This window comes from Achromobacter kerstersii, from assembly GCF_902859595.1.
Lineage (GTDB): Bacteria > Pseudomonadota > Gammaproteobacteria > Burkholderiales > Burkholderiaceae_B > Achromobacter > Achromobacter kerstersii.
The window spans coordinates 235792-257207 of the sequence record NZ_CADIJQ010000008.1 but is presented as its reverse complement, the minus strand read 5'-3'; the positions used below and the strand labels follow the sequence as shown (position 1 = coordinate 257207).

The 21416-nt window shown below is 65.2% G+C and carries 18 protein-coding genes; 3 read left to right on the top strand and 15 right to left on the bottom strand.

Translation table 11 applies throughout. The annotated features are described in order from the left end of the window. The first annotated feature begins 67 nt into the window (after positions 1-67). The gene (locus tag HV765_RS22435) at positions 68-1450 is read left to right on the top strand and encodes an MFS transporter (protein WP_254600681.1); all 1383 of its coding nucleotides are present in this window, start codon (positions 68-70) and stop codon (positions 1448-1450) included. Here HV765_RS22435 and HV765_RS22430 read toward each other — a convergent pair. The 10 genes from HV765_RS22430 to HV765_RS22385 all read right to left on the bottom strand — a co-directional run bounded on the left by HV765_RS22430 (position 1447) and on the right by HV765_RS22385 (position 12887). Next, a complete protein-coding gene (locus HV765_RS22430; protein WP_175171047.1) occupies positions 1447-2856 on the bottom strand; it encodes an NAD(P)/FAD-dependent oxidoreductase in 1410 nt (469 codons plus the stop codon). The two genes, HV765_RS22435 and HV765_RS22430, sit on opposite strands and share 4 nt — an antisense overlap. 172 nt (positions 2857-3028) lie before the next feature. Beyond that, positions 3029-3400 (bottom strand): DUF805 domain-containing protein, encoded by a 372-nt coding sequence (locus HV765_RS22425; RefSeq protein ID WP_175170994.1) that lies wholly within the window; start codon positions 3398-3400, stop codon positions 3029-3031. Positions 3401-3494: 94 nt separating this feature from the next. Then, positions 3495-4265, bottom strand: coding sequence for a cache domain-containing protein (locus HV765_RS22420; RefSeq protein WP_217483382.1), 771 nt, complete (start codon positions 4263-4265; stop codon positions 3495-3497). Between the two features lie 113 nt (positions 4266-4378). Continuing rightward, a complete protein-coding gene (locus HV765_RS22415) occupies positions 4379-5152 on the bottom strand; it encodes a FadR/GntR family transcriptional regulator (RefSeq protein ID WP_175170993.1) in 774 nt (257 codons plus the stop codon). A 51-nt stretch (positions 5153-5203) separates the two neighbouring features. Beyond that, a complete protein-coding gene (locus HV765_RS22410; protein ID WP_175170992.1) occupies positions 5204-5989 on the bottom strand; it encodes a nuclear transport factor 2 family protein in 786 nt (261 codons plus the stop codon). A gap of 9 nt (positions 5990-5998) precedes the next feature. Further along, entirely contained in the window at positions 5999-7429 is a 1431-nt protein-coding gene (locus HV765_RS22405; RefSeq protein ID WP_175170991.1) for a gamma-aminobutyraldehyde dehydrogenase, read from the bottom strand. A gap of 285 nt (positions 7430-7714) precedes the next feature. Beyond that, complete coding sequence (locus HV765_RS22400; protein ID WP_175170990.1) at positions 7715-8680, bottom strand: Bug family tripartite tricarboxylate transporter substrate binding protein; 966 nt, start codon at positions 8678-8680, stop codon at positions 7715-7717. A 41-nt stretch (positions 8681-8721) separates the two neighbouring features. After that, entirely contained in the window at positions 8722-9978 is a 1257-nt protein-coding gene (locus tag HV765_RS22395) for a CaiB/BaiF CoA transferase family protein (protein ID WP_175170989.1), read from the bottom strand. A gap of 156 nt (positions 9979-10134) precedes the next feature. Next, complete coding sequence (locus HV765_RS22390) at positions 10135-11280, bottom strand: FAS1-like dehydratase domain-containing protein (RefSeq protein ID WP_054427569.1); 1146 nt, start codon at positions 11278-11280, stop codon at positions 10135-10137. A gap of 20 nt (positions 11281-11300) precedes the next feature. Next, positions 11301-12887, bottom strand: coding sequence for an acetate--CoA ligase (locus HV765_RS22385; RefSeq protein ID WP_175170988.1), 1587 nt, complete (start codon positions 12885-12887; stop codon positions 11301-11303). Between the two features lie 169 nt (positions 12888-13056). Between HV765_RS22385 and HV765_RS22380 the strand changes: the two genes are divergently transcribed. Next, positions 13057-13857 carry an IclR family transcriptional regulator gene (locus HV765_RS22380; protein WP_175170987.1) on the top strand — a complete coding sequence of 267 codons (801 nt, stop codon included), beginning with the start codon at positions 13057-13059 and terminating at the stop codon, positions 13855-13857. Positions 13858-13861: 4 nt separating this feature from the next. After that, positions 13862-14296, top strand: coding sequence for a PaaI family thioesterase (locus tag HV765_RS22375; protein WP_054427572.1), 435 nt, complete (start codon positions 13862-13864; stop codon positions 14294-14296). On the opposite strand, the gene HV765_RS31730 is transcribed toward HV765_RS22375, so the two are convergent. The 5 genes from HV765_RS31730 to HV765_RS22355 all read right to left on the bottom strand — a co-directional run bounded on the left by HV765_RS31730 (position 14285) and on the right by HV765_RS22355 (position 21278). After that, positions 14285-14407 carry a putative transporter small subunit gene (locus tag HV765_RS31730; protein ID WP_217483381.1) on the bottom strand — a complete coding sequence of 41 codons (123 nt, stop codon included), beginning with the start codon at positions 14405-14407 and terminating at the stop codon, positions 14285-14287. The genes HV765_RS22375 and HV765_RS31730 overlap by 12 nt on opposite strands. 31 nt (positions 14408-14438) lie before the next feature. Beyond that, positions 14439-16127: a sodium:solute symporter family protein gene (locus HV765_RS22370; protein ID WP_175170986.1), complete on the bottom strand. Its 1689-nt coding sequence runs from the start codon at positions 16125-16127 to the stop codon at positions 14439-14441. A gap of 554 nt (positions 16128-16681) precedes the next feature. Further along, entirely contained in the window at positions 16682-17866 is a 1185-nt protein-coding gene (gene prpF / locus HV765_RS22365) for a 2-methylaconitate cis-trans isomerase PrpF (RefSeq protein WP_175170985.1), read from the bottom strand. A gap of 86 nt (positions 17867-17952) precedes the next feature. After that, on the bottom strand, positions 17953-20568 hold the full coding sequence (acnD, locus tag HV765_RS22360) for a Fe/S-dependent 2-methylisocitrate dehydratase AcnD (protein WP_175171046.1): 2616 nt from the start codon (positions 20566-20568) through the stop codon (positions 17953-17955). Continuing rightward, a complete protein-coding gene (locus tag HV765_RS22355; protein ID WP_054427576.1) occupies positions 20568-21278 on the bottom strand; it encodes a GntR family transcriptional regulator in 711 nt (236 codons plus the stop codon). Before HV765_RS22355 ends, acnD begins: the two co-directional genes overlap by 1 nt. Positions 21279-21416: the final 138 nt, after the last annotated feature.

Genomic DNA, 21416 nt, shown 5'->3' with positions numbered 1-21416 from the left:
TGGTTTCAGCGCGCCATGTTGGCAAGCCATTCTTCTAGGCCTGATCGTGCAATCTTCTCATCCCGCTATGCCTGCTTCCCGGCCATTGTTGGCCAGCCTGTCCTTGGCGATGCTGTTGCCCGCGCTTGGCACCAGCATTGCGAACGTGGCGTTGCCGACGCTCGCGCAAACCTTTGATGCGGGCTTCGCCTCGGTGCAATGGGTGGTGCTGGCGTATCTGCTGGCCATCACCACGGTGATCGTCAGCGCAGGGCGCTTGGGCGATGTGATGGGCCGCCGGCGGCTGATGCTGCTGGGCATCGGCCTATTCACGGCGGGGTCGCTGTTGTGCGGCGTGTCGCCGTGGCTGGGCGGATTGATCGCCGCGCGTGCCGTGCAAGGGGTGGGGGCCGCCATCATGATGGCGCTGACGATGGCGTTCGCCAGCGTGGCCGTACCCAAGGAGAAGACGGGCAGCGTGATGGGGCTGCTGGGCACGATGTCGGCCATCGGCACCGCGCTCGGTCCGACGCTGGGCGGCGCGCTCATCAGCGGATTCGGCTGGCCGTCGATTTTCCTGATCAATCTGCCCTTGGGCGCCGCGCTGTTTGGCTTGGCGTGGCGGCATTTGCCTCAGGACACTGCGCATGCCGCTCAACCCGGGGCGCGCTTTGACGCCACGGGTTCGGTGCTGCTGGCGGTGGGTGTCGCCGCCTACGCGTTGGCGATGACGGCGGGCGGCGGCCTCGGCGTAACCACCCTGGCGCTACTGGCGGTCGCGGCAATCGCCGCCGCAATGTTCGTGCGGGTGCAGGCAAGGTCGGCATCGCCGTTGATCCGGCTGGCGCTGTTTCGCGAACCGATCTTGAGCGCCGGTGTGGCGACGAACGCACTTGTTTCAACCGTGATGATGACGACGTTGGTGGTTGGCCCGTTCTATCTGGCGGGCGCGTTGGGCCTGGACACGGCGAGAGTGGGGCTGGTGATGTCTTGCGGACCCGCCGTGGCCGCGTTGGCCGGTGTGCCGGCGGGCCGCAGTGTGGACCGTTACGGCGCGCAACGCGTGATGCTGGCCGGGCTCGTCGCGATGACGATAGGCGCAACGCTGTTGCCGCTGGCGCCGTTGACGTTTGGCCCAGTGGGCTACGTGGCGCCGCTGGTGGTCATCACCAGCGGCTATGCGCTGTTTCAGGCGGCCAACAGCAGCGCCATCATGGCGAGCGCCGGGGCGGATCAGCGCGGTGCGGTCTCGGGCCTGTTGAACCTGTCGCGCAATCTGGGGTTTATTACCGGCGCATCGTTGATGGGCGCGGTATTCGCGTGGGCGTCCGGCGCGGGCGACGTGCGGATGGCGCCGCCCGCCGCGTTGGCGGCAGGCATGCGTGGCACCTATGCGTTGGCGGCGGCGTTGCTGGTGCTGGCCGTGGCCATTGCCGCCATGGGCCAGCGCCGGGCGCGCGTGCCGGCTTAGAACGACACCATGTCGGCGGGGTTGATCAAGCCCCTGACGCCCAGCGCGCCCTTGATCAGCGGAATCGCAACGGGCGACAGATGACGGCCCAGCGGAATGCCGGCGTGATCAAAGCGCGTCAGCATGGCGTAGTCATTGTTGCGGCCGGTCAGGTCGTCGCTGATGGCGCGGCCAATGCGCACCGTCTGCGCCACGCCGTGCCCGCTCCAGCCGTGCACCATGTACACCGGCACGTCGCCCGCGCTTTTGCGGCTGTCGGTTGCGCCGTTCAAGGTCAGGTCGCTGATGCCGCTCCAGGAATATTCCAGCTCGGGATTTTCCAGTTGCGGGAACACGGTCTTGATGCGGTCGAGCAGGTAGTTGTTGACGTCACGCGGTGACCACGAGTTGCCCGTGCCTTGCCCGCCAAACAGCAGGCGGTTGTCGCGCACGGGGCGGTAGTAATCGATTTGCAGTTGCGTGTCGTAGACCGGCAGGCCGGATGGGATGAGCGCGTCCAGCGTATTGCCCAGCGGCGGCGTGACGGCCACATAGGTGAAGAATGGCACGGTGGTGGCGCTGCCCGGCATGAACTGGAACGTGGCGCTGTGCACGGCCAAGACCACGGCCTTGGTGGCCTTGAGCGCGCCCTGCGCCGTCTTCACCAGCGTGCTGCCCGGTGATTCTTCGATGGCTTGCGCGGCCGTGCCGTCATACACCCTGCCGCCCAGTTTGACGAAGGCGTGAATCAGGCCGCGCAGCAAGGCCAGCGGCTGCACCTGGCCGCCGCCGCTGTCGATGGCGGCGCCGAAGTAGATGTCGGACTTCACGTGCTGCTCGTTCAACTGATGGCGGCCAATGATCTTGACGCTGTCATCGCCCAGGCGGCGGCGCGCATCGGCGTTGTCGACCAGCGCGCCCATGTGGCCTGCGTGCACCGCTGCCGTGATGTGGCCGTATTGGCGGTCGCAATCGAAGCCGTGGCGGTGGCGCAAACCGTCCACGGTTTCCATGGCTTCGGCCGAGGCAAAGCGCCACAGCCGCTGGGCTTCATCGGGCGACAGGTTTTCCAGCATGGTGCCGGCTTCCCAACGCGCCAGCCCCGGCGTCATCTGGCCACCGTTGCGGCCGGACGCGCCCGAGCCGATGTGGTCTTTTTCGATCAGCACGACATCCACCCCCGCTTCGGCCAGGTGCAACGCCGTGGATGCGCCAAGCAGGCCGCCACCGATGACGACAACTTCGCAATGCAGGTCGCCCGGCAAGCCGCCGAAGGCGGGCCAGTCCGACAACGATGCTTCGTAGTAGTTGGCGGGCATGGGATCGGACGCGCTGGCGTCGCTGCGCCAGTTCCAGATGCGGGGGTCGATGCCCAGCCGCGTGGGCACCTTGCGTGCGTCTTGCAGCAGTTCTGATGGCGGCAGCATCGAGGCCGAGGGCGAAACGCCCGCGGGCGCCAAGGTCAGTGCGGCGGAATGCTTGGGCCATAGGCCCAGCGCACCCACGGCGCTTGCCGCGGTGGTCGCAACCGCGGTTTTGAGGATGAAATCGCGTCGGTTCAGTGTCATGTCTAAGGTCCTGGATTCAAGGGCTTTCGGCTTACGCCATCACCGGCGCGGGGGCAGGGCCGTAGCGGTTTCGTCCGCGCGCGCTGGCGGGCAGCATGAATGCCTGCAAGAGCAGCGTGCCGGCGACAGGCACGGCGTGCAGCAAGCCCCACCAGCCGCTGCGGCCGGTGTCGTGCAAGCGGCGGATCGTGACGGCCAGCGCGGGCAGCAAGGTCAGCAGCAGAAAGCCCGCGGTGTACCAGCCGAACAGAATCTCGGGGTTGGCGACGGCGGCCGCGCGTTCGGCGGCGGAAATCGCCAGCACGGCCAGGATTTGAATCAGCACGAAGATCCAGTACTCCTTGCGCGACGCGCGGCCGTTGAAGACGGCGTAGTGTTTCAGGGCTTGCAGATACCACTTCATGGGGTTCTCCAGTTTGCAAAAGATGTGCGCCGGCCGCGCCAGCAAGGGCGCGGAGCGTACGAAGTCAAGGGGAGTGGGGCGTGGCCCCGGCGCGTCAGCCGGGGTGGCGCAGCGGATGCGCGCTGGCGGGATGGCCGCGCGGCGTGCGGGACGGCGGCGTTGGCAGTACGGCCAGGCGCAGCGCGTTGGGAGCGCCAATCAGGCGGTCGCCGTCTTTGGCTTGCCACAGGGTGCCGGGGCGGACACCGCGCGCGGTAGAGGTCACGACGCGTGAGTCTGCGTTCAGAACGAGCGCCGGCGTGCCGATGTTGCGCAAGGCGGGCAGCAGCATGCGGTCCAGGGTGGAGACCAGTACGTCTACGGCCGCCACACCGGCGAACGCATCGCCGACCAGCACCGGATGCGCAGCGGTGATGGTGTAGGCGCCGTTGCAGATGTAGTCCACATACGGGCCTTCAATGATGGGGCGGTGGCGGCGGGCGGGCTCATCGAACCAGGCGAAGGCACGGAAGTCCAGCCGGCGGCGCGTTTCCTGATTGCGTTCCAGCTGCGCTTGCTGCAAGGATCGCCCCTCTTGGTGCCACCACTCCAGCGTCCAATAGCCGTCTTCGGGGCCTTCGGGCGCGGCATAGCTGGCAAAGCCCGCGCCGTTGCACCAGGGGTTCAGGCGCAGCGCCACCTGGATGTGGGTCTGCAACGCGCGCCGCTGTTCGGCCGACAGCCGCAGGCCGCTGTCCGGGGCCGGCGTTTGGTCCGAAAAAATCTGGGCCGTGGCGTCCGCCAGTGCGCTTGCGGTGTTCTGCGCATCGTTCAAGACGCATTCCAGAATGCCGTTGGCGCGATCGATGTTTGCGTCTTCGTTCATCTGCCGTCTCCTCTGTGCCTGGGGGGGCTGCTGTTTTCAGCAGCCTGTTTCAGCAGCCTACCCAGCGGCTTTTTCCAGCCGTCTTGTTCAGCGGGCGTTGTCAGTCACTGTTGTCAGCGGGTTGGTGGCGGGCTTGCTGTCGGCTGGGGGGTCGGTTGACCCCCCAGCGCATCCAGCCGCAGTTTGTGTTCCAGCAGGCAATCCGTCATTGCGCCGATCATGTCTTGCGCCCGTTCACCGCTGGCGGCTTCGTCGCCTTGGGTCAACGCCTCTTGCAAGCGCCGGTACGCCGCCACAGCGTCGGCATGCAGCGAGTCGTCTTGATACAGCGATGCCGCAAGCGGCGCCCATTCCGCCTGCACTTCCAGTTCCTGGTTCGCCAGCCGGGCCGACTGCGCATGGCTGGCCAGCATCAGCAGGCAGCGCATGTCGGCCTGCGCGCGCGCTTGCGGGTCAGCCGCTGCTTCGAACAGGTCGATCTGCTGCGCCAGCCGCTGGTGCTCATCCGGTGTGGACCGCTGCGAGGCAAGCCTTGCGCTGTGGCTGATCAGGGCGCAATGCAATTCGCCCAGATCAGCCAGATCGCCCGAAGTGGCCAGGCGCAGCGGATGGCGGTCACGCAGCATGTCCGCCGGCACGGGGCAGACAAAGCTGCCGCCGTTGCGCCCGCGCCGGGTGTCGATCAGTTGCCGCGCACGCAGCGTGTTCAAGGCTTCGCGTACGGTCACGGGCGACACCCCCATCAGGCGCGACAGCTCGTTCTCGTTGGGCAGTTGCTCGTCGGCATGAAGCAGCCCCGCAACGATGGCGTTGCTGAGCCGTTCAACAACCTGATCCGAGCGCGTGCCTTGGCCGATGGGGGCATAGACGATGGCGTGGGCGGTCATGGGCGGACTCCGGGGCGGAAAAGAGAAACGTGCATCATGCCATGGGCGCCGTCAGAAGATGCCGTGAGCGTGCGCCGCCTGCCGGTCGTCCGGCACCGGCATGATGGCGTCCCAGAGTTCAGCGACCTTGCCGTCTTGGACGCGCCACAGTTCGAAGTACGCGTGGCGCGTGCCGGCGATGCTGCCTTCCGAATGCGTCAGCACGAAATCGCCTTCGGCCACGCTGCGGTGGGTGCGGCTGTACTTCAGTTCCTGGCCGTCTTTGCGCAGCTGGTTCAGAAAGTCGATGACGGCCGTTGTGCCGTCGGCGATATCCGGGCTGTGTTGATGGAAGCCTTCGCCGTTGCCGTAGTCGCTGAATGCGGTGTAGTCGCCTTCAATCAGCGCGCGCTTGAAGAAGGCCGTGACCAGGGCGCGGTTGGCGTCGGTGTCTTGGCCCGTACGGGGTTCCGTCGGGCCGTCCAGCTGCGTGCGGCCGCTGGCGTTGGGTGCGGCTTCGGGCACCAGCCCGTCCCAGTGTTCGACGATCAAGCCGTCGGCCACGCGGTAGATGTCGAAGCCCACCAAGGGCTCGGCGTCCAGACCGGTGTAGCGGCCGTGCAAGGCGACGAGATCGCCATCCACCAGGACGCGATGCGCGTCGTACTGAATGGCGGGGTGGTCGTGCAGCAGCTTGAACAAGCCGTCGATGCCGTCCTTGACCAGCGCGGAGTGTTCGATGAAGGCCGGCGAGAACAGGCGTTCCAGCGCACCCGTGTTGTGCAGGTTGAAAAGTTCATGGTGCGCGCGAGTGACGAGCTCGCGCGTGCGATCGGCTTGCGTGTGGATGGATGTCATGGCCGGTCCTTAGTCGTGAGCGCTCATCACGTGCTTCACGCGCGTGTATTCCTCGAAGCCATAGGCGGACAAGTCCTTGCCGTAGCCGCTGCGCTTGAACCCGCCATGCGGCGCTTCCGCGACCAGCGGGATGTGGGTGTTGATCCACACGGTGCCGAAGTCCAGCTCGCGCGACAGGCGTTGGGCGCGGCCGTGGTCGCGCGTCCAGACGCTGGAGGCCAGGCCGTATTCCACGTCGTTGGCTTTGCTGATGGCGTCTTGTTCGTCTTTGAACTTCTGCACGGTGATGACCGGGCCGAAGACTTCCGTCTGGATGGCTTCGTCTTGCTGTTGCAGGCCGGTGATGACGGTGGGTTCGAAGTAGTAGCCGGGGCGCGCAGCTTGGCGGCCCCCGGTTTCGACGCGGGCATGGGCGGGCAGGCGCTGGATGAAGCCTTGCACGCGTTCCAGTTGGGCGGCGTTGTTCAGCGGGCCGTAGAGCGCGTCTTGGTCGTCCGGCTCGCCAAAGCGGGTGTCGCGCGCGGCGGCGACGAGTTTCGAGACGAACGCGTCATGCACGGATTCGGCCACGATCACGCGGGTGGCGGCGGTGCAATCTTGGCCGGCGTTGAAGTAGCCGGTCATGGCGATGTGCTGCGCGGCGCGGTCCAGGTCGGCGTCTTCGAAGATGACGACGGGCGCCTTGCCGCCCAGCTCAAGGTGGGCGCGGGTCAGGTTGGCGGCGGCGGAGGCGGCCACTTGCAGCCCGGCGCGCACCGAGCCGGTGATGGACACCAGCGCGGGCGTCTTGTGCGACACCACCTTGGCGCCGGTGGCGGCGTTGCCCAGCACCACGTTAAAGGCGCCGGCGGGGAAGAAGGGGGCGGCAATCTCGGCCAGCAGCAGCGTGCTTTCGGGGGTGCTGTCGCTGGGCTTGAGCACGACGGTGTTGCCCGCCGCAAGTGCCGGCGCGATCTTCCACACGGCCATCATCAACGGGTAGTTCCACGGCGTGACTTGCCCGACCACGCCCAAGGGTTCGCGGCGGATGCTGGAGGTCAGGCCTTCCATGTATTCGCCCGTGGCCTTGCCTTCCAGGAAGCGGGCGGCGCCGGCGAAGAAGCGGATCTGGTCGACGCACACGGCGACTTCTTCAGAGGCGATCAGGTGTTTGAGCTGGCCGGTGTTGCGGCTTTGGGCGTCGACCAGGCGGCTGCTGTTTTCGGCGACTGCGTCGGCCAGTTTCAGCAGCGCCTGCTGGCGCGCGGAGGGCGTGCTGCGGCCCCAGGTTTTGAACGCGTGGCGGGCGGCGGCGTAGGCGGCGTCAACGTCGGCATCGTTGGCGTTGGGAGAGCGGGCGATCGGCTTGCCGGTGACGGGGCTGATCAAATCAAAATACTCGGAGCCCGAGGACTCCGCGTATTGGCCGTTGATGAAATGCTTGAGGGTGGGCATTGCCATGGTCTTCTCCCGGAATTAGGGATGGGTGGGGTGGTGTCTCCAATAAATATATTCTCTGATGTTATAGGTATTAATTCTGCTGGGGTTAACCCGGTAACTCGGTAACTCGGTAACTCGGTCACGCGGTAGGCAGTAGCCAGTAGCGAGGAGCCAGTAGCCAGGAGCGAGGAGCCAGTAGCGAGGAGCGAGGAGCCAGTAGCCAGGAGCCGGTAGCCCGGCGCCGCCCCATGAAAAAGCCCAGGCGCAAGGCCTGGGCTCGTTCTATGCCGGGTGAAGCGAAAGACGCTATTCCGCTTTCAGCCCCGCCTGAACAATCAGCGGCTGCCACTTCAGACGTTCGCTGCGGGCAAAGGCGGCCAGTTCGCCCGGCGTGCCGCCGCCCGGTTCATGGCCTAACTCCAACAGACGTTGCTGCACTTCGGGGCGCGCCAGAATCTTTGTCAGTTCGGCGTTCAACTTCTGCACGACGGCGGGCGGCGTGCCTTTGGGGGCGTACAAGCCATTCCACGCAATCACCTGAAAGTCTGGCAAGCCTTGGGCCGATACGGGCTTGACCCCGGGCAGCAGCGCCGATTCCTTCAATGACGTTACCGCCAGCGCGCGCAGCTTGCCGCCCGTGATGAACGAGCGCGCGGCGCTGACGGTGTCGATGCCGATCTGCACCTGGCCGCCCATCAGGTCGGTGGTGGCGGTGGCTGAGCCCTTGTAGGGAATGCCGCGCAGGCTGGACACGCCTTGCTGCTTGAGCAGTTCAAACACCAGCCGCGCGGTGGTGCTGGGCATGCCGACGTTGACGCTGTCGGTCTTGGCCTTGGCGGCGTCGCGCAAGTCGGCAAGGCTCGTGTAGGACGACGCGGGCGTGGTCAGCAGCACCATCGGAAACGAGCTGACCAGCATGATGGGTTCGAAATCTTTTTCAGGATCGAAGTTGGTGGACGCGTACATGTACTGGTTCAGCACATGCGTGCCGTTCGTGCCCATCAACAGCGTGTAGCCGTCGGGCGTGGCGCGCGCCGCTTCGGACGCGCCGATGTTGCCGCCCGCGCCGGGCCGGTTTTCGACAATGACGGCTTGCCCTAGCGCCTTGGCCAGGTACTCGCCCAGGTAGCGGCCGGCCACGTCGGTGCCTTGCCCGGCTTGATAGGGAACGATGATGCGTATGGGTTTCGAGGGGTAGCTGTCGGCTGCGGCCGCAGGCTGCGTGAACAGCAAGGACGCCGCTAGCGCGGCGATCAAGCGTAGTGTCTTCATGGTGGTCTCCTGGATTTTTTTATGGGCGGTCGGTTGTGTTGCTACGGCTTCGAAGGAGGCCTGCGTGGCAAGACGCCCAGTTCGCGCAGGGCCGCGATGTGGGTGTCGCCGAGGCCGGCCTCCCGGAGGACCTCGTCGGTGTGCTGCGCATAAGCAGGGGGCAGGCGGCGCAGGCGCACGGGCGCGTCCGACAGGCGAGTGGCCGCGCCGATGCCGTGATAGCCGTCGCGGTCGATGCGCATGCCGCGGTGGCGCGTGTGCGCGTGTTCGAACGCTTCCGGCACCGTATGGACGGGGCCGACGGGTACGCCCAGTTGCATCAGGTCGTGGCAGACGGTGTCGCGCGCGCGATGGGCAAGCGCTTCGTCGATGGCGGTGCGCAGCGCATCGCGGTGTTCCAGGCGCTGGCGGTTGGTGGCAAAGCGTTCGTCTTCCAGCAAGGGCGCCAGGCCGATGTAGTCGCAGAACTTGCGGAACTGGCGGTCGTTGACGATGCCCAGGAAGATGTCGCCATCGCGGCAGGTATAGCGGTCATACGGTGCGATGTTGGGGTGCGCGCTGCCCAGCAGGCCCGGCGTGCGCTGCGTGTGCATCCAGTTGGCGGCGTGCGGCACCAGCAGGCTGAGCGCGGTGTCGTACAGCGTGGCCTCAACGCGCTGGCCGCGTCCGGTGCGTGCGCGGTGGTACAGCGCCAGCAAGATGCCAGCCTGCGCGGTGTAGCCCGTCAGGTGGTCCACGATGGGGATGCCGATGCGCGTGGGGCCGCTGGCGGCGTCGCCGTTCACGCTCATCAAGCCGCACATCGCTTGCAAGATGGCGTCGTAGCCCGGCAGGCCGCCCAGCGGGCCGTCTTCGCCGAAGCCGGAAATGGCGCAATAGATCAGTTGGGGAAAGCGGGCCTTCAAATCCGTTTCGTAGTCCAGCCCCCACTTGGCCATCGTGCCGGGAATGAAGTTCTCGACCAGCACGTCGGCATCTTCCAACAGGCGCAACAACACGTCGCGCCCTTCTGCGCGTGACAGGTCCAGGCCGATCGCGCGCTTGCCGCGGTTGACGGCGGTGAAGTAGGCGGCGTCGCCGTCGGCATTGACGGGCGGGCCCAACATGCGTGTTTCGTCGCCGCCCGGCGGCTCGACCTTGATCACGCTTGCGCCCTGGTCCGCCAGCATCTGAGTGCACAGCGGCCCCGCCAGCACGCGGGAAAGATCAATGACCCGTAAGCCTGCCAACGCGCCCGGCGCGCGGGCGTTGGGGGCGTCGGGGGCGTGTGCAGCATGCTCCGATGAACCAGACATCATTGACCTCGTTATGGTCATGTCCGACGCGCGGGCGGCAAGCGCACGCGCGCGATCATGGCAAGCAGCGGCGGCTGGTCAGCCGTCGGGAAAACAAGCCGCGCCGCGCGCGATGTGCGCCGGGCGGCCCGATTACGTCACGCTTGAATCACGCTGACATCACGCGCGGGTGGGCAATTCAACCACGCCGGAACCCAGCACGGACAATTCGTCGTCCTGATTGCGGGCTTCCTGTTCGATTTCGACCAGATGGCGGCCGTCTTCAACGTACTTGCGCGTGACGCGGCCTTTGAAGAACAGCATGTCGCCTTCCGGGTTGTGGCGGCGGATCTTGCACGTGGACTTGCGCAGGAAGCCGGCGTCGCCCATCCAGTTGGTCAGGTGATGCGTCAGCCAGGAATTGCGTTCGGGGCCGTAGTCATAGGCGCCCGGCGCGCCGACTTCCAGCGCGAATTCTTCTTCCCAGTGCACGCGTTCCGGCACGTCAGGAATGCCGAAGCGGTTGGTGATGCCCACGCCCGGGTGCGCGTCGATCAGTTGCCACGCCAATTTGTTGGCGCGGATGTACAGGCCGCCCCAGCCCTGCGCATAGGCGATGAAGCCGGTCACCGTCATCGGGCCTTTGAACATCACGGGAAGCGCTTCGCCTTCCTTCACGTCTTCCCAGTAGCGGGGCGTGGCGCCGCGCACTTCTTCCTGCGCGTAGAGCTTGTAGGCTTCCTTGATTTCTTCGGGGCTGTAGCGGCGCGGTTCGCGGGCGCGCACTTCCTTGTACTTGCTGCCTTGCTCGCGGGCGTGGTCGCGTTCGGTGCGAAAGCACCAGCTGTCGGCCTCGGCCACCTTGTCGCCATCCTGGTTGAAGAAGTCCACGTGATAGATCTGTTGGATCGCGCGGCCGGCAAAGCGGGTCTGGTGTTCGATCAGGTTCTTCAGGTGCGCCTCAGTAGAGATGGTGTCGTTGCGCTTGACGGTCTTGTGCCACGTCCAATCTGCGCCCGACCACATCGCATGCACGCCCGGCAGCCCGCCGACGTAGCCCGACACGATACGGCTCGTGGAAAACAGGAAGCTGGGCAGCGCGATGATGCCGCCGTGCTGGGTCTTGGCCGCGTACTCCGGGTCAGACCACAAGGGGTTGTCGTCGCCAATGCCATGGGCGTAGTGGCGGATGTTGTCGCGCGTGGCTTCGTAGCACCACGGTTCGGCGGTGGCGCCGATCTTCACGCCGATGCGGGCGCGCAGTTCGTCCAGGCCTTGCTCGGTGATGGTCGGGAAGCTACGTTCGATTTTGGTCTTGGTCAGCATGATGTCTCCTGGGGGGATGGTCAGACGTGCGCGGCGGGCGCGGCGTTTACGGTTGATGCATCAGCGGTTGCAAGTTCTTGCTCCCGCAGTTTTCGGCGATGGATCTTTCCGGCCGGCGTCTTGGGCAGTTCAGGCACGAACACCACCTGACGCGGGTACTCGTGCTGCGCCAGCTGGCTGCGCACGGCGTTCTGAATTTCTTCCACGAAGGCGTCGTCGCCCGGGCGGGCGGACACCACGAAGGCTTTGACGACCTGGCCGCGCAGCGCGTCCGGCACGCCGATGGCGGCGGCTTCGGACACGTCGCGATGTTTGAGGATGGCGTCTTCGATTTCGACGGCGCTCATGGTCCAGCCGGCCGAGATGATGACGTCGTCGGCGCGGCCGCCATGCCAGAAATAGCCGTCTTCATCGACACGCCCAAGGTCTTTGGTGGCCACCCAATCGTCGCGCCGCCACAGCTTCAATTCGCCGGTGACGCCGGGCGGGCAGGGCGCGCCGTTGGCGTCCTGCACTTCAACGCGCAGGCCAGGCACGGGTTTGCCGAGTGATCCGGGCTTGACCGTGAAGTCCGTCGCGCCGGGGTAGTTCACCAGGCACACGCCGATTTCGGTGGTGCCGTACATGCTGCAAACGGGCCGGCCGAAGGTGGCTTCCACGAACGCGGACGTTTCGCTGTCGATGGGTTCGCCGGTGAAGGACACCTTGTCCAGCTGATAGCGGTAGCGGCCTGCCGCGCCGGAATTGCGCATCATCCGGTAGTGCGTGGCGGCGGCCGAGATGTTGTTGAACGCGTGATCCTGCAAGGCTTGCAGCAAGCGTTCGGCGTTGAACTTGCCGGCGTAGGCGCCAATGGTCACGCCAAGCGCCAACGGGGCCAGCGTGCCATGCCACAAGCCATGGCCCCAAGCGGGCGATGACGGGCACATGAAGCGGTCACCGGGGCGCACGCCGGTGCCGTACAACGCGGCCAGCATCAGCGTGACGAGTGCGCGGTGCGTGTGCTTGACGGCGTCCGGCAGTTCGCGGGTGGTGCCCGAGGTGTACTGAAAGATGGCCAGATCGTCGGCCCGCGTATTGCAGGTGTAGTGCGTGGGGTAGCTGGCCAGTTTGCCCAGAAACGTGTCGTCGGCAATGACGACGCGCATGTCGTCCCCTGCCGCCACCATGGGCGCTTTTTCAGCGTTGGTGACCAGCATGCGCGGCTTGCAGTCCTGCACACGCAGGCGGATGCCGTCGGGGCCGAACAAGGTGAACAGCGGTACGGCGATGGCGCCCATTTTCATCGCGCCAAACATCGCCACGTAGAACGCCAGCGACGGTTCCAGCATCACCGCCACGCGGTCGCCGGGGCGGATGCCTTGCTCAACCAGTCCGTGCGCAAATTGCGACGACAGCTCGGCGATCTGGCGAAACGAGTAGATCTCATCACCGCCTGCCGCGCGCACCAGGATGATCGCGGGATCGTCCTTGCCCGCATGCCGGTCGATGCACTCGTGGGCAATGTTCATCTGCTCGCGGTTGCCGTCGAACAGCTCCCAGAGCTTGTCCGAGGAGCAGAGCGCCTGGGCGTCCGCGTAAGAAGTGGTCTGGGTCAGCGTCGTCATGTCGTCGTACCTGTGTGGGTTTGGCAATCCGTTGGGCAGACTATGCGCGCCAGCTTTTAAATTGTCAATGACGTCTATTTATTGTATATAGACAATTACGGGCATCCTAAAACGGCGACGCCGCAGGCCCGGCAAGGTATGCTTGCCGCAGTAAAAATCGGAGATGCAGATGAGCGAAGCCAGTTCCCAGGAATCCCCCGCAGCCGCAGGGCCACGCGTGCGGCCCGTGCCGGCCGTGACGCGGTCAATCGCCATCCTGCGATTGCTGGGCCGGGGCGGCGCGCCGATGACCTTGAAGGCGATCTCGCAGGAACTGGACATGGTGACCAGCACCTGCCTGCACATTCTTCGTGTGCTGGTGGAAGAGGGCCTGGTGAAAGTGGATGCCGCCACCAAGCGCTACAGCCTGGGCGTGGGCATGCTGACGCTGGCGCGCAGCGTGATCGAAAGCAGTCCTTTTCCGGCGTTGGTGCAGCCGGTGTTGGACAAGCTTTCCAGTGCCGCGAACGTCACCGCGATCGGTGTGGAAGTGGCGGGCAGCGAACACATGGTGGTGTTGGCGCTATCGCGTTCGACCGCGCCGTTCCGTTTGCATGTGGACGTGGGTAGCCGTTTCCCCGCGTTGATCAGCGCAACGGGCCGCCTGGTGGCCGCGTTTTCCGAGCTATCGGATAAAGAAATGGAACGCCGCTTCAAGGCCTTGCGCTGGGATCAGGCGCCGCCATACGCCGAGTGGAAGGCGGACGTGGACGCCGTGCGCCGTGATGGCTATAGCCTGGATCGCAACCACTACATCAACGGCGTCGTTGTGATTGCGGTGCCGGTATTGGACAAGCACGAGCGCATGACGCATTCGTTGGTGGCCGCGGGCTTGGCCGAGCAATTGGACGACGCACGCGCCCATGCGCTGGCCAAGGAATTGCAGGCCGAAGCGCAGACCTTGTCGCAACTGTTGTCCGCCCGGAGCTGATGCCATGCATGCGCCGCCCACCGCCGAATCGCTGGCTGCCGATGGCTGGCATCAGAAGACCTTGCCGGGATTCGCGGGGCTGATCGGCCCCTTGTGGGTGCGCAAGGAAGCGCAAGCGTGGGCGTATGGATTGCTGGCGACAGCAGACCATTTGAATCCCGCAGGCGTGGTGCATGGCGGCCTGCTGACCGCCATGCTGGATCACGGCTTGAGCGCCATCGCCTGGCAAGCGCTGGACCGCCGCCCGTGTGTGACGGTGCAACTGGACACGCACTTTCTGACGGCGGCGCGCGCCGGCCAATTCCTGGAAGTGCGCGGCCACGTCATGCGCACCACCGCCAGCCTGGTATTCATGCGCGGCGAATTAAGCGTGGCCGGCCATGTCGTGGCAACGGGTGCGGCGGTGTTGAAGGTGCTGGCGGCCGCGTCAGATCATTGACTTGCCGCTTTGCTTCGCCGCGCGGATATCTTTCCACAGCGTCACGCACAAGATCGCCAGAATGGCCGCGGATATCGCCGGCCAGATCAGAAAATAGGCGGTCAACCACATATCAATCTCCTTGTTGTTGATGGCTGGGGTTTCATTGCGCGGCGTCGGCGGAAAGCTTGCCTGAAGGCGCTTTCATCATGACCTCTTGCTCGTGATGAAACGACGTCACGCGGTCTGCCAGCAGCGAGAAATCAAAGCGTTCGCGGTTGCGCAGGCTAAGCGCCACGCACACGATGGCGCTGGCGCCGTAAGCGGTCAGCGATGCCAGCAGCACGATGTAGTCGCGCAGGTTGCCGATGAAGGCGGGCAGCATGACGATGACGCCCAATGTGCCCACCGCAATCGCAGCGGTGCGGCCGAAGAAGCCGAACGTCATCAAGCCCAACACGACGCCGCCGCCCACGGCCGCGCAGATTTCAAAGAACACGGCGATCACGCCCGTCATGGGCAGCAGTTCAAAACGCACGATCGTGAACAGCGCCACGGCGGACAGCACCGAGCACACGAATGCGCGGTTGTTGACGCGGTCCCAGTAGAAGCTGGCGATCACCGGAAAGACGATCGCGCCCCACAACGCACCCACGAACACCAGCATGACCAGGATGTCCAGGCGCAGGCTGGCGAAGATCACGCCAATCATCGTGGCGATGATCATGGTGGCGCGGCCCCACCACAGCATGCGGCGCGGGTCCGGGCGGCCGCGCGCCAGGTTCTTGGCGTAAACGTCCGTCATGACGATGGCCGACAGCGCAGCCAGGTCGGAGTCCGCCGTGGACGACAGCGAGCCCACCACCAGCAGAAAGAACAGCGCGATGCCAAACGGCGGCAAGTAGGTCGACGCCATCTGCGGAATGATGTTGTTCATGTCGCCGTTGGCGGGCTCAAGCCCGACGAACAACGCCAGCAGGCCCAGCATGCCCAGCCCGATCACCACCGCGCCGTACCCGATGGTGGCCGTCAGGAACGTGGGCTTGATCAAGTCTTCACGCACGGCGAAGAGCCGTTGCGCGATGGTCTGGTTGCCGATGGCGTAGGCCAGCACCGCCACGAAGTAGGGCGCGCCTTGTTCCAGGATGGCTTTGGTCGAATAGAAGTCGGCCTGGTCGCTGTCCAAGCGCCACATGTTGGCTTGCAGCAAGTCTGGCCCGCCCGCGTTGAAGAAGATCAGCGGGATGATGATGACGGCGGCGATGATCATCGCCGCCAGTTGCGCGAAGTCGGTCATGACAGATGTGCGAAAGCCCGACCACAGCGTGTAAGACAGCACGCCAAGCCCGGCGATCAGCACGCCCTGGATGAACGTCAGCGGGCTCAGTATCGACACCAGCGCGCCTGCCGCTGTGAAGTTCACCATCAAGCTGATGCAGCTGCCCACAATGTTCGACACCGCCATGATCATCTGGCTGGACGTGCCGTGGCGCGCATGGATCACTTCGGCCAGCGTGTGCGCCTTGGGCGCCAGCTGTCTGAAGCGTTTGCCGAAGGGGTAGATGAACAGAATCATCAACGCGCCCCAGAAGCCGTAATGCAGCGGGCCGGACAAGCCGTATTTGAATCCGGACGTGGCGCTGGCGTAGAAGGACGCCGCCCAGATCCAGGTCGCGATCATGCTGGCGGCCGACAGGCCGAAACCGACCGCGTTGTTCGACACCATGAAGCCATCCACGTTCTCGTGCTTTTCGCCGATGAATAGCGACATGAGAAACGTGGCGCCGTAGAAGCCGGCCAGCAACAAAATGGCCGTGGTGGCCGATAACTGGAAGAAAACACTCTCTTGCATCGTGTAGGTCCTTGCTCGTAGACGGCCAGGCACGAAACACCATTGATCGCGGCGCAGGGGTTGCACGTTTCGCGCGCGCGATCACATGCCTGCCCGCCCGGGCAGGGGATGGCAGCCCGGGGTGGACAAGACACAAGACACACCGTGATGGTGTCTTGCTGCGGCATCGGGCCGGCGCATCATGGAAACGAAGACGTCGTTCGAGCGCGTAGTCAGAACGCGTAATTCGACGCCATAGCTCGAAGCCCTAGATGCAGGCGCAGCTCAATGCGGTGAGCAATGGTCCTGCTGGGTAAGCAGGTTTTTGTTCCGCAGCCGCCGGTATAAGCCTGGCGGCTGGGTGGTGGTGTTTCGGCGCTGGCGCCGGGCCGCTGTGCGCGGCCGTGTGACGGTTGCCCTGGGATGACGATGCATCGTCAGGGTCCGGTGATGAGTAACAACAGGCCAAGAGTATAGGGATAGACGACGGCGGCGTCTACCCTTCAGGCCTAAAAAACCCGGTAAAAATGGGGGTTGCGAGTGTTTGCTCGCAACCTGAGACGATCAATTCCGGCTCAGAATCCGACGTTTGGCACGTGAACCCGACCTTCCATCAACACCCGCGCGCTGCGGCTCATGATGGCTTTCGTGACCTTCCATTCGCCGTCCACCAACTGCGCCTGCGCGCCCACGCGCAGCGTGCCGGAGGGGTGGCCGAAGCACACCTGATCGCGTTCGCCGCCGCCTGCCGCCAGGTTTACCAGCGTGCCGGGCACGGCCGCGGCGGTGGCGATGGCGACCGACGCCGTGCCCATCATGGCGTGGTGCAGCTTGCCCATGGACAGCGCGCGCACCAGCACGTCGACGTCGCCTTCGCCAATGGCCTTGCCGGCGGAAGATTCATACGCCTTGGGCGGCGCCACGAACGCCACCTTGGGCGTGTGCTGGCGGGCGGCGGCTTCTGCGATGTTCTTGATCAAGCCCATGCGCAGCGCACCGTGCGCGCGGATGGTCTCGAAGCGGGCCAGCGCCGCGGCGTCGCCGTTGATGTCGTCCTGCAATTCCGTGCCGGTGTAACCCAGCGCGGACGCGTCCAGGAAGATGGTTGGAATGCCCGAGTTGATCATCGTGGCCTTGAACGTACCCACGCCCGGCACTTCCAGGTTGTCCACCAGATTGCCGGTGGGGAACATCGAGCCGCCGTCGCCGTCTTCGGCCGGGTCCATGAATTCCAGCTGCAATTCGGCGGCGGGGAAGGTCACGCCGTCCAGTTCGAAGTCGCCAGTTTCCTGCACCGCGCCGTCAGTCATCGGCACGTGGGCGATGATGGTCTTCTTGATGTTGGCCTGCCAGATGCGCACTACCGCGATGCCGTTGGCAGGCACGCGGGCGGGGTCGATCAGGCCGTTGGTGATGGCAAATGGGCCGACGGCGGCCGACAGGTTGCCGCAGTTGCCGCTCCAGTCCACGAACGGCTGGTCGATGGAGACCTGGCCGAACAGGTAGTCCACGTCATGATCGGGCTGCGTGCTTTTGCCGACGATAACGGTCTTGCTGGTGCTGGACGTTGCCGCGCCCATGCCGTCGATCTGCTTGCCGTAGGGGTCGGGGCTGCCGATCACGCGCATCAGCAGCGCGTCGCGCGCGGCGCCGGGTACGCGGGCGGATTCGGGAAGATCGTCCAGCTTGAAGAACACGCCTTTGCTGGTGCCGCCGCGCATGTAGGTGGCGGCAATCTTGGTCTGGGGAGCATGGGCCATGGGTTGTCCTGATATCTCGGTGCGAATGTGCGGATTCGGTGTGAAAGCCTGGCGGGCGTGCGGGCACCCGCCAGTGGGAGTCATACTCAGCCGGCCTGCTTGGCGCCGGTGGCGGATTCGGCTTCCAGGAAGTCTTGTGCAAAGCGTTGCAGCACGCCGCCCGCGTCGTAGATCGACACTTCTTCCGCCGTGTCCAGACGGCAGGTGACGGGCACTTGCACGGTCTCGCCGTTGCGGCGGTGGATCACCAGCGTCAGGTCTGCGCGCGGCTTGCGTTCGCCGATGACGTCATAGCTTTCGGTGCCATCCAGCGCCAGCGTCTTGCGGTTCACGCCCGGCTTGAATTCCAGCGGCAGCACGCCCATGCCGATCAGGTTGGTGCGGTGGATGCGCTCAAAGCCTTCGGCCACGATGGCTTCCACGCCCGCCAGCCGCACGCCCTTGGCGGCCCAGTCGCGCGACGAGCCCTGGCCGTAGTCGGCACCGGCCACGATGATCAGGGGCTGCTTGCGGTCCATATAGGTTTCGATGGCTTCCCACATGCGCATGACCTGGCCTTCGGGCTCCACGCGCGCCAGCGAGCCTTGCTTCACGCTGCCGTCGTCGTTGGTCACCATCTCGTTAAAGAGCTTGGGGTTGGCGAAGGTGGCGCGTTGCGCGGTCAGGTGGTCGCCGCGGTGGGTCGCGTACGAGTTGAAGTCTTCTTCGGGCAGGCCCATCTTGTCCAGGTATTCACCCGCCGCGCTATCCAGCAGGATGGCGTTGGACGGCGACAGGTGGTCGGTGGTGATGTTGTCGCCCAGCACGGCCAGCGGCAGCATGCCGCGCAACGTGCGCTCGCCGGCCAACGCGCCTTCCCAGTACGGCGGACGGCGAATGTAGGTGCTTTGCGGGCGCCAGGCGTACAGCGGGCTGACGCCGGCTTTACGGTCATCCTGAATGCCGAACATCGGCGCGTACACCTTGCGGAATTGTTCCGGCTTGACGGCGGACTTGACCACGGCGTCGATCTCTTCGTCGCTGGGCCAGATGTCTTTCAGGCGGATCTCCTGGCCATTCTGGTCCCGGCCCAGCACGTCGCGTTCGATGTCAAAGCGGATGGTGCCGGCGATGGCGTAGGCCACCACCAGCGGGGGCGACGCCAGGAAGGCCTGCTTGGCGTAGGGATGGATGCGGCCGTCGAAGTTGCGGTTGCCGGACAGCACGGCGGTGGAATAGAGGTCGCGGTCGATGATCTCTTGCTGGATCTTCGGGTCCAGCGCGCCCGACATGCCGTTGCACGTGGTACAGGCAAACGCGACCACGCCAAAGCCCAGCGCTTCCAGGTCGGGCAGCAGGCCGGCTTCTTCCAGATACAGCTGCACGGCCTTGGAGCCCGGCGCAAGCGAACTCTTCACCCAGGGCTTGCGCGTCAGACCGCGGGCCTTGGCGTTGCGCGCCAACAGGCCGGCGGCAATCACGTTGCGCGGGTTGCTGGTGTTGGTGCAGCTGGTGATGGCGGCGATGATGACCGCGCCATCCGGCATCAGGCCGGGTTCGTTTTCCACCACGCCGGAAATACCGCGCGCGGCCAGATCCGACACGGGCAGGCGGCGATGCGGGTTCGACGGGCCGGCCAGCGTGCGCACGACGGTCGACAAATCAAAACGCAGCACGCGTTCGTACTCGGCGGTCTTCAAGCTGTCGGACCACAGACCCGCCGTCTTGGCATAGGTTTCCACCAGCGCAATCTGGTCGTCTTCGCGGCCGGTCAGGCGCAGGTAGTCGATGGTCTGCTGGTCAATCGAGAACATCGCGGCGGTGGCGCCGTACTCGGGCGCCATGTTCGAAATGGTGGCGCGGTCGCCCAAGGTCAGGCTGGCGGCGCCTTCGCCGTAGAACTCCAGGTACGCGCCCACCACCTTTTCCTTACGCAGGAATTCGGTCAGCGTCAGCACCACGTCGGTGGCGGTGATGCCGGGTTGCGCGCGGCCGGTGAGTTCAACGCCGATGATGTCCGGCAGGCGCATCCACGACGCGCGGCCCAGCATCACGTTTTCTGCTTCCAGGCCGCCCACGCCGATGGCGATGACGCCCAGCGCGTCCACGTGCGGGGTGTGGCTGTCGGTGCCGACAAGCGTATCGGGGAACGCCACACCGTCTTGCGTGTAGATGACGGGCGACATCCGCTCCAGGTTGATCTGGTGCATGATGCCGTTGCCCGGCGGCACGACTTCGATGTTGCGAAACGCCTGCTTGGTCCAGTCGATGAAGTGGAAGCGGTCTTCGTTGCGGCGGTCTTCCACCGCGCGGTTGCGCGCGAAGGCGTCGGGGTCGGTGCCGTCAAATTCCACGGCCAGCGAATGGTCCACGATCAACTGCACCGGCACCACCGGATTCACCTTGGCGGGGTCGCCACCCTTTTCGGCGATGGCGTCACGCAGGCCTGCCAGGTCCACCAGCGCGGTCTGGCCCAGGATGTCATGACAGACCACGCGCGCCGGAAACCACGGAAAGTCCAGGTCGCGGCGGCGTTCGATCAGCTGCTTCAACGCATCGGTCAGCATGGCCGGGTCGCAGCGGCGCACCAGGTTCTCAGCCAGCACGCGCGACGTATAGGGCAGGCCGGCGTAAGCGCCCGGCGCAATGGCTTCGACGGCGGCGCGCGCATCGAAATAATCCAGGCGGGTGCCGGGCAGGGTCTTGCGGTACGAGTGATTCATCATGCCTCCGTGCGCTGCTGCTTGCTCTGCGCGATCTGTTGTTCGATGTTGATGCGCGATACACGGATGTGCCGCCGCATCAGGATTTCAGCCAGCTCGCCATCGCGGTCGGCAATGGCGTCAAGAATGCGGTGGTGTTCAGCGTAGGCCTGGCGCGGCCGGTTGGGCGTGGTCGAGTACTGGATGCGGTACATGCGCGCCAATTGATAGAGCTCGTCGCACAGCATGCGAAACAGCATCTGGTTGCCGCTGCCCTTGACGATGCGGTAGTGGAAATCGTAATCGCCTTCCTGCTGGTAATAGCCCAGCCCGGCTTGAAAGGCCGCGTCGCGCTCGTGCGCTTCCAGCACGCCGCGCAGTTCAGCGATTTCAGACGGCGGCATGCGTTCGGCAGCCAGCCGGCACGCCATGCCTTCCAGCGATTCGCGGATTTCGTAGAGTTCGGACAGCTCTTGCTGCGACAGCGACACGACACGCGCGCCCGCATGCGGCACGCGCACCAGCAGCTTCTGGCCTTCCAGCCGATGCAGCGCCTCGCGCAGCGGCCCGCGGCTCACGCCATGAATGCGCGCCAGCTCGGGCTCGGAAATCTTGCTGCCCGGGGCGATCTCGCCTTTGACGATAGCGGCCTGGATCTTCTTGAAGATGTGATCCGACAGCGTTTCACCATCGCCCGGCACGGTGCCCGGCAGGGTCAGCACTTTGCTCATTGTGTCAACAATCTATCCGGTTTCAGGGGTAAAAATCGGGATAAGGCGTGCTTGGACGCCAGATTGTCAACAATTTAGCTTGGGATGGGGCAAGGTGCAAGCGGCGGAGGGGCTTGCGGGGAGCGCGCGTCCCCTACT

Bases quoted from the DNA above. Each gene is read 5' to 3' on its own strand.
- HV765_RS22375 (WP_054427572.1), top strand. From the start codon at position 13,862: ATGCATGCGCCGCCCACCGCCGAATCGCTGGCTGCCGATGGCTGGCAT.
- HV765_RS22420 (WP_217483382.1), bottom strand. From the start codon at position 4,265: ATGAACGAAGACGCAAACATCGATCGCGCCAACGGCATTCTGGAATGC.
- HV765_RS22435 (WP_254600681.1), top strand. From the start codon at position 68: ATGCCTGCTTCCCGGCCATTGTTGGCCAGCCTGTCCTTGGCGATGCTG.
- HV765_RS22415 (WP_175170993.1), bottom strand. From the start codon at position 5,152: ATGACCGCCCACGCCATCGTCTATGCCCCCATCGGCCAAGGCACGCGC.
- HV765_RS22400 (WP_175170990.1), bottom strand. From the start codon at position 8,680: ATGAAGACACTACGCTTGATCGCCGCGCTAGCGGCGTCCTTGCTGTTC.
- HV765_RS22370 (WP_175170986.1), bottom strand. From the start codon at position 16,127: ATGCAAGAGAGTGTTTTCTTCCAGTTATCGGCCACCACGGCCATTTTG.
- HV765_RS22390 (WP_054427569.1), bottom strand. From the start codon at position 11,280: ATGCTGACCAAGACCAAAATCGAACGTAGCTTCCCGACCATCACCGAG.
- prpF (WP_175170985.1), bottom strand. From the start codon at position 17,866: ATGGCCCATGCTCCCCAGACCAAGATTGCCGCCACCTACATGCGCGGC.
- HV765_RS22355 (WP_054427576.1), bottom strand. From the start codon at position 21,278: ATGAGCAAAGTGCTGACCCTGCCGGGCACCGTGCCGGGCGATGGTGAA.
- HV765_RS22380 (WP_175170987.1), top strand. From the start codon at position 13,057: ATGAGCGAAGCCAGTTCCCAGGAATCCCCCGCAGCCGCAGGGCCACGC.
- HV765_RS22385 (WP_175170988.1), bottom strand. From the start codon at position 12,887: ATGACGACGCTGACCCAGACCACTTCTTACGCGGACGCCCAGGCGCTC.
- HV765_RS22430 (WP_175171047.1), bottom strand. From the start codon at position 2,856: ATGCTGCCGCCATCAGAACTGCTGCAAGACGCACGCAAGGTGCCCACG.
- HV765_RS31730 (WP_217483381.1), bottom strand. From the start codon at position 14,407: ATGTGGTTGACCGCCTATTTTCTGATCTGGCCGGCGATATCCGCGGCC.
- acnD (WP_175171046.1), bottom strand. From the start codon at position 20,568: ATGAATCACTCGTACCGCAAGACCCTGCCCGGCACCCGCCTGGATTAT.
- HV765_RS22410 (WP_175170992.1), bottom strand. From the start codon at position 5,989: ATGACATCCATCCACACGCAAGCCGATCGCACGCGCGAGCTCGTCACT.
- HV765_RS22395 (WP_175170989.1), bottom strand. From the start codon at position 9,978: ATGATGTCTGGTTCATCGGAGCATGCTGCACACGCCCCCGACGCCCCC.
- HV765_RS22405 (WP_175170991.1), bottom strand. From the start codon at position 7,429: ATGGCAATGCCCACCCTCAAGCATTTCATCAACGGCCAATACGCGGAG.
- HV765_RS22425 (WP_175170994.1), bottom strand. From the start codon at position 3,400: ATGAAGTGGTATCTGCAAGCCCTGAAACACTACGCCGTCTTCAACGGC.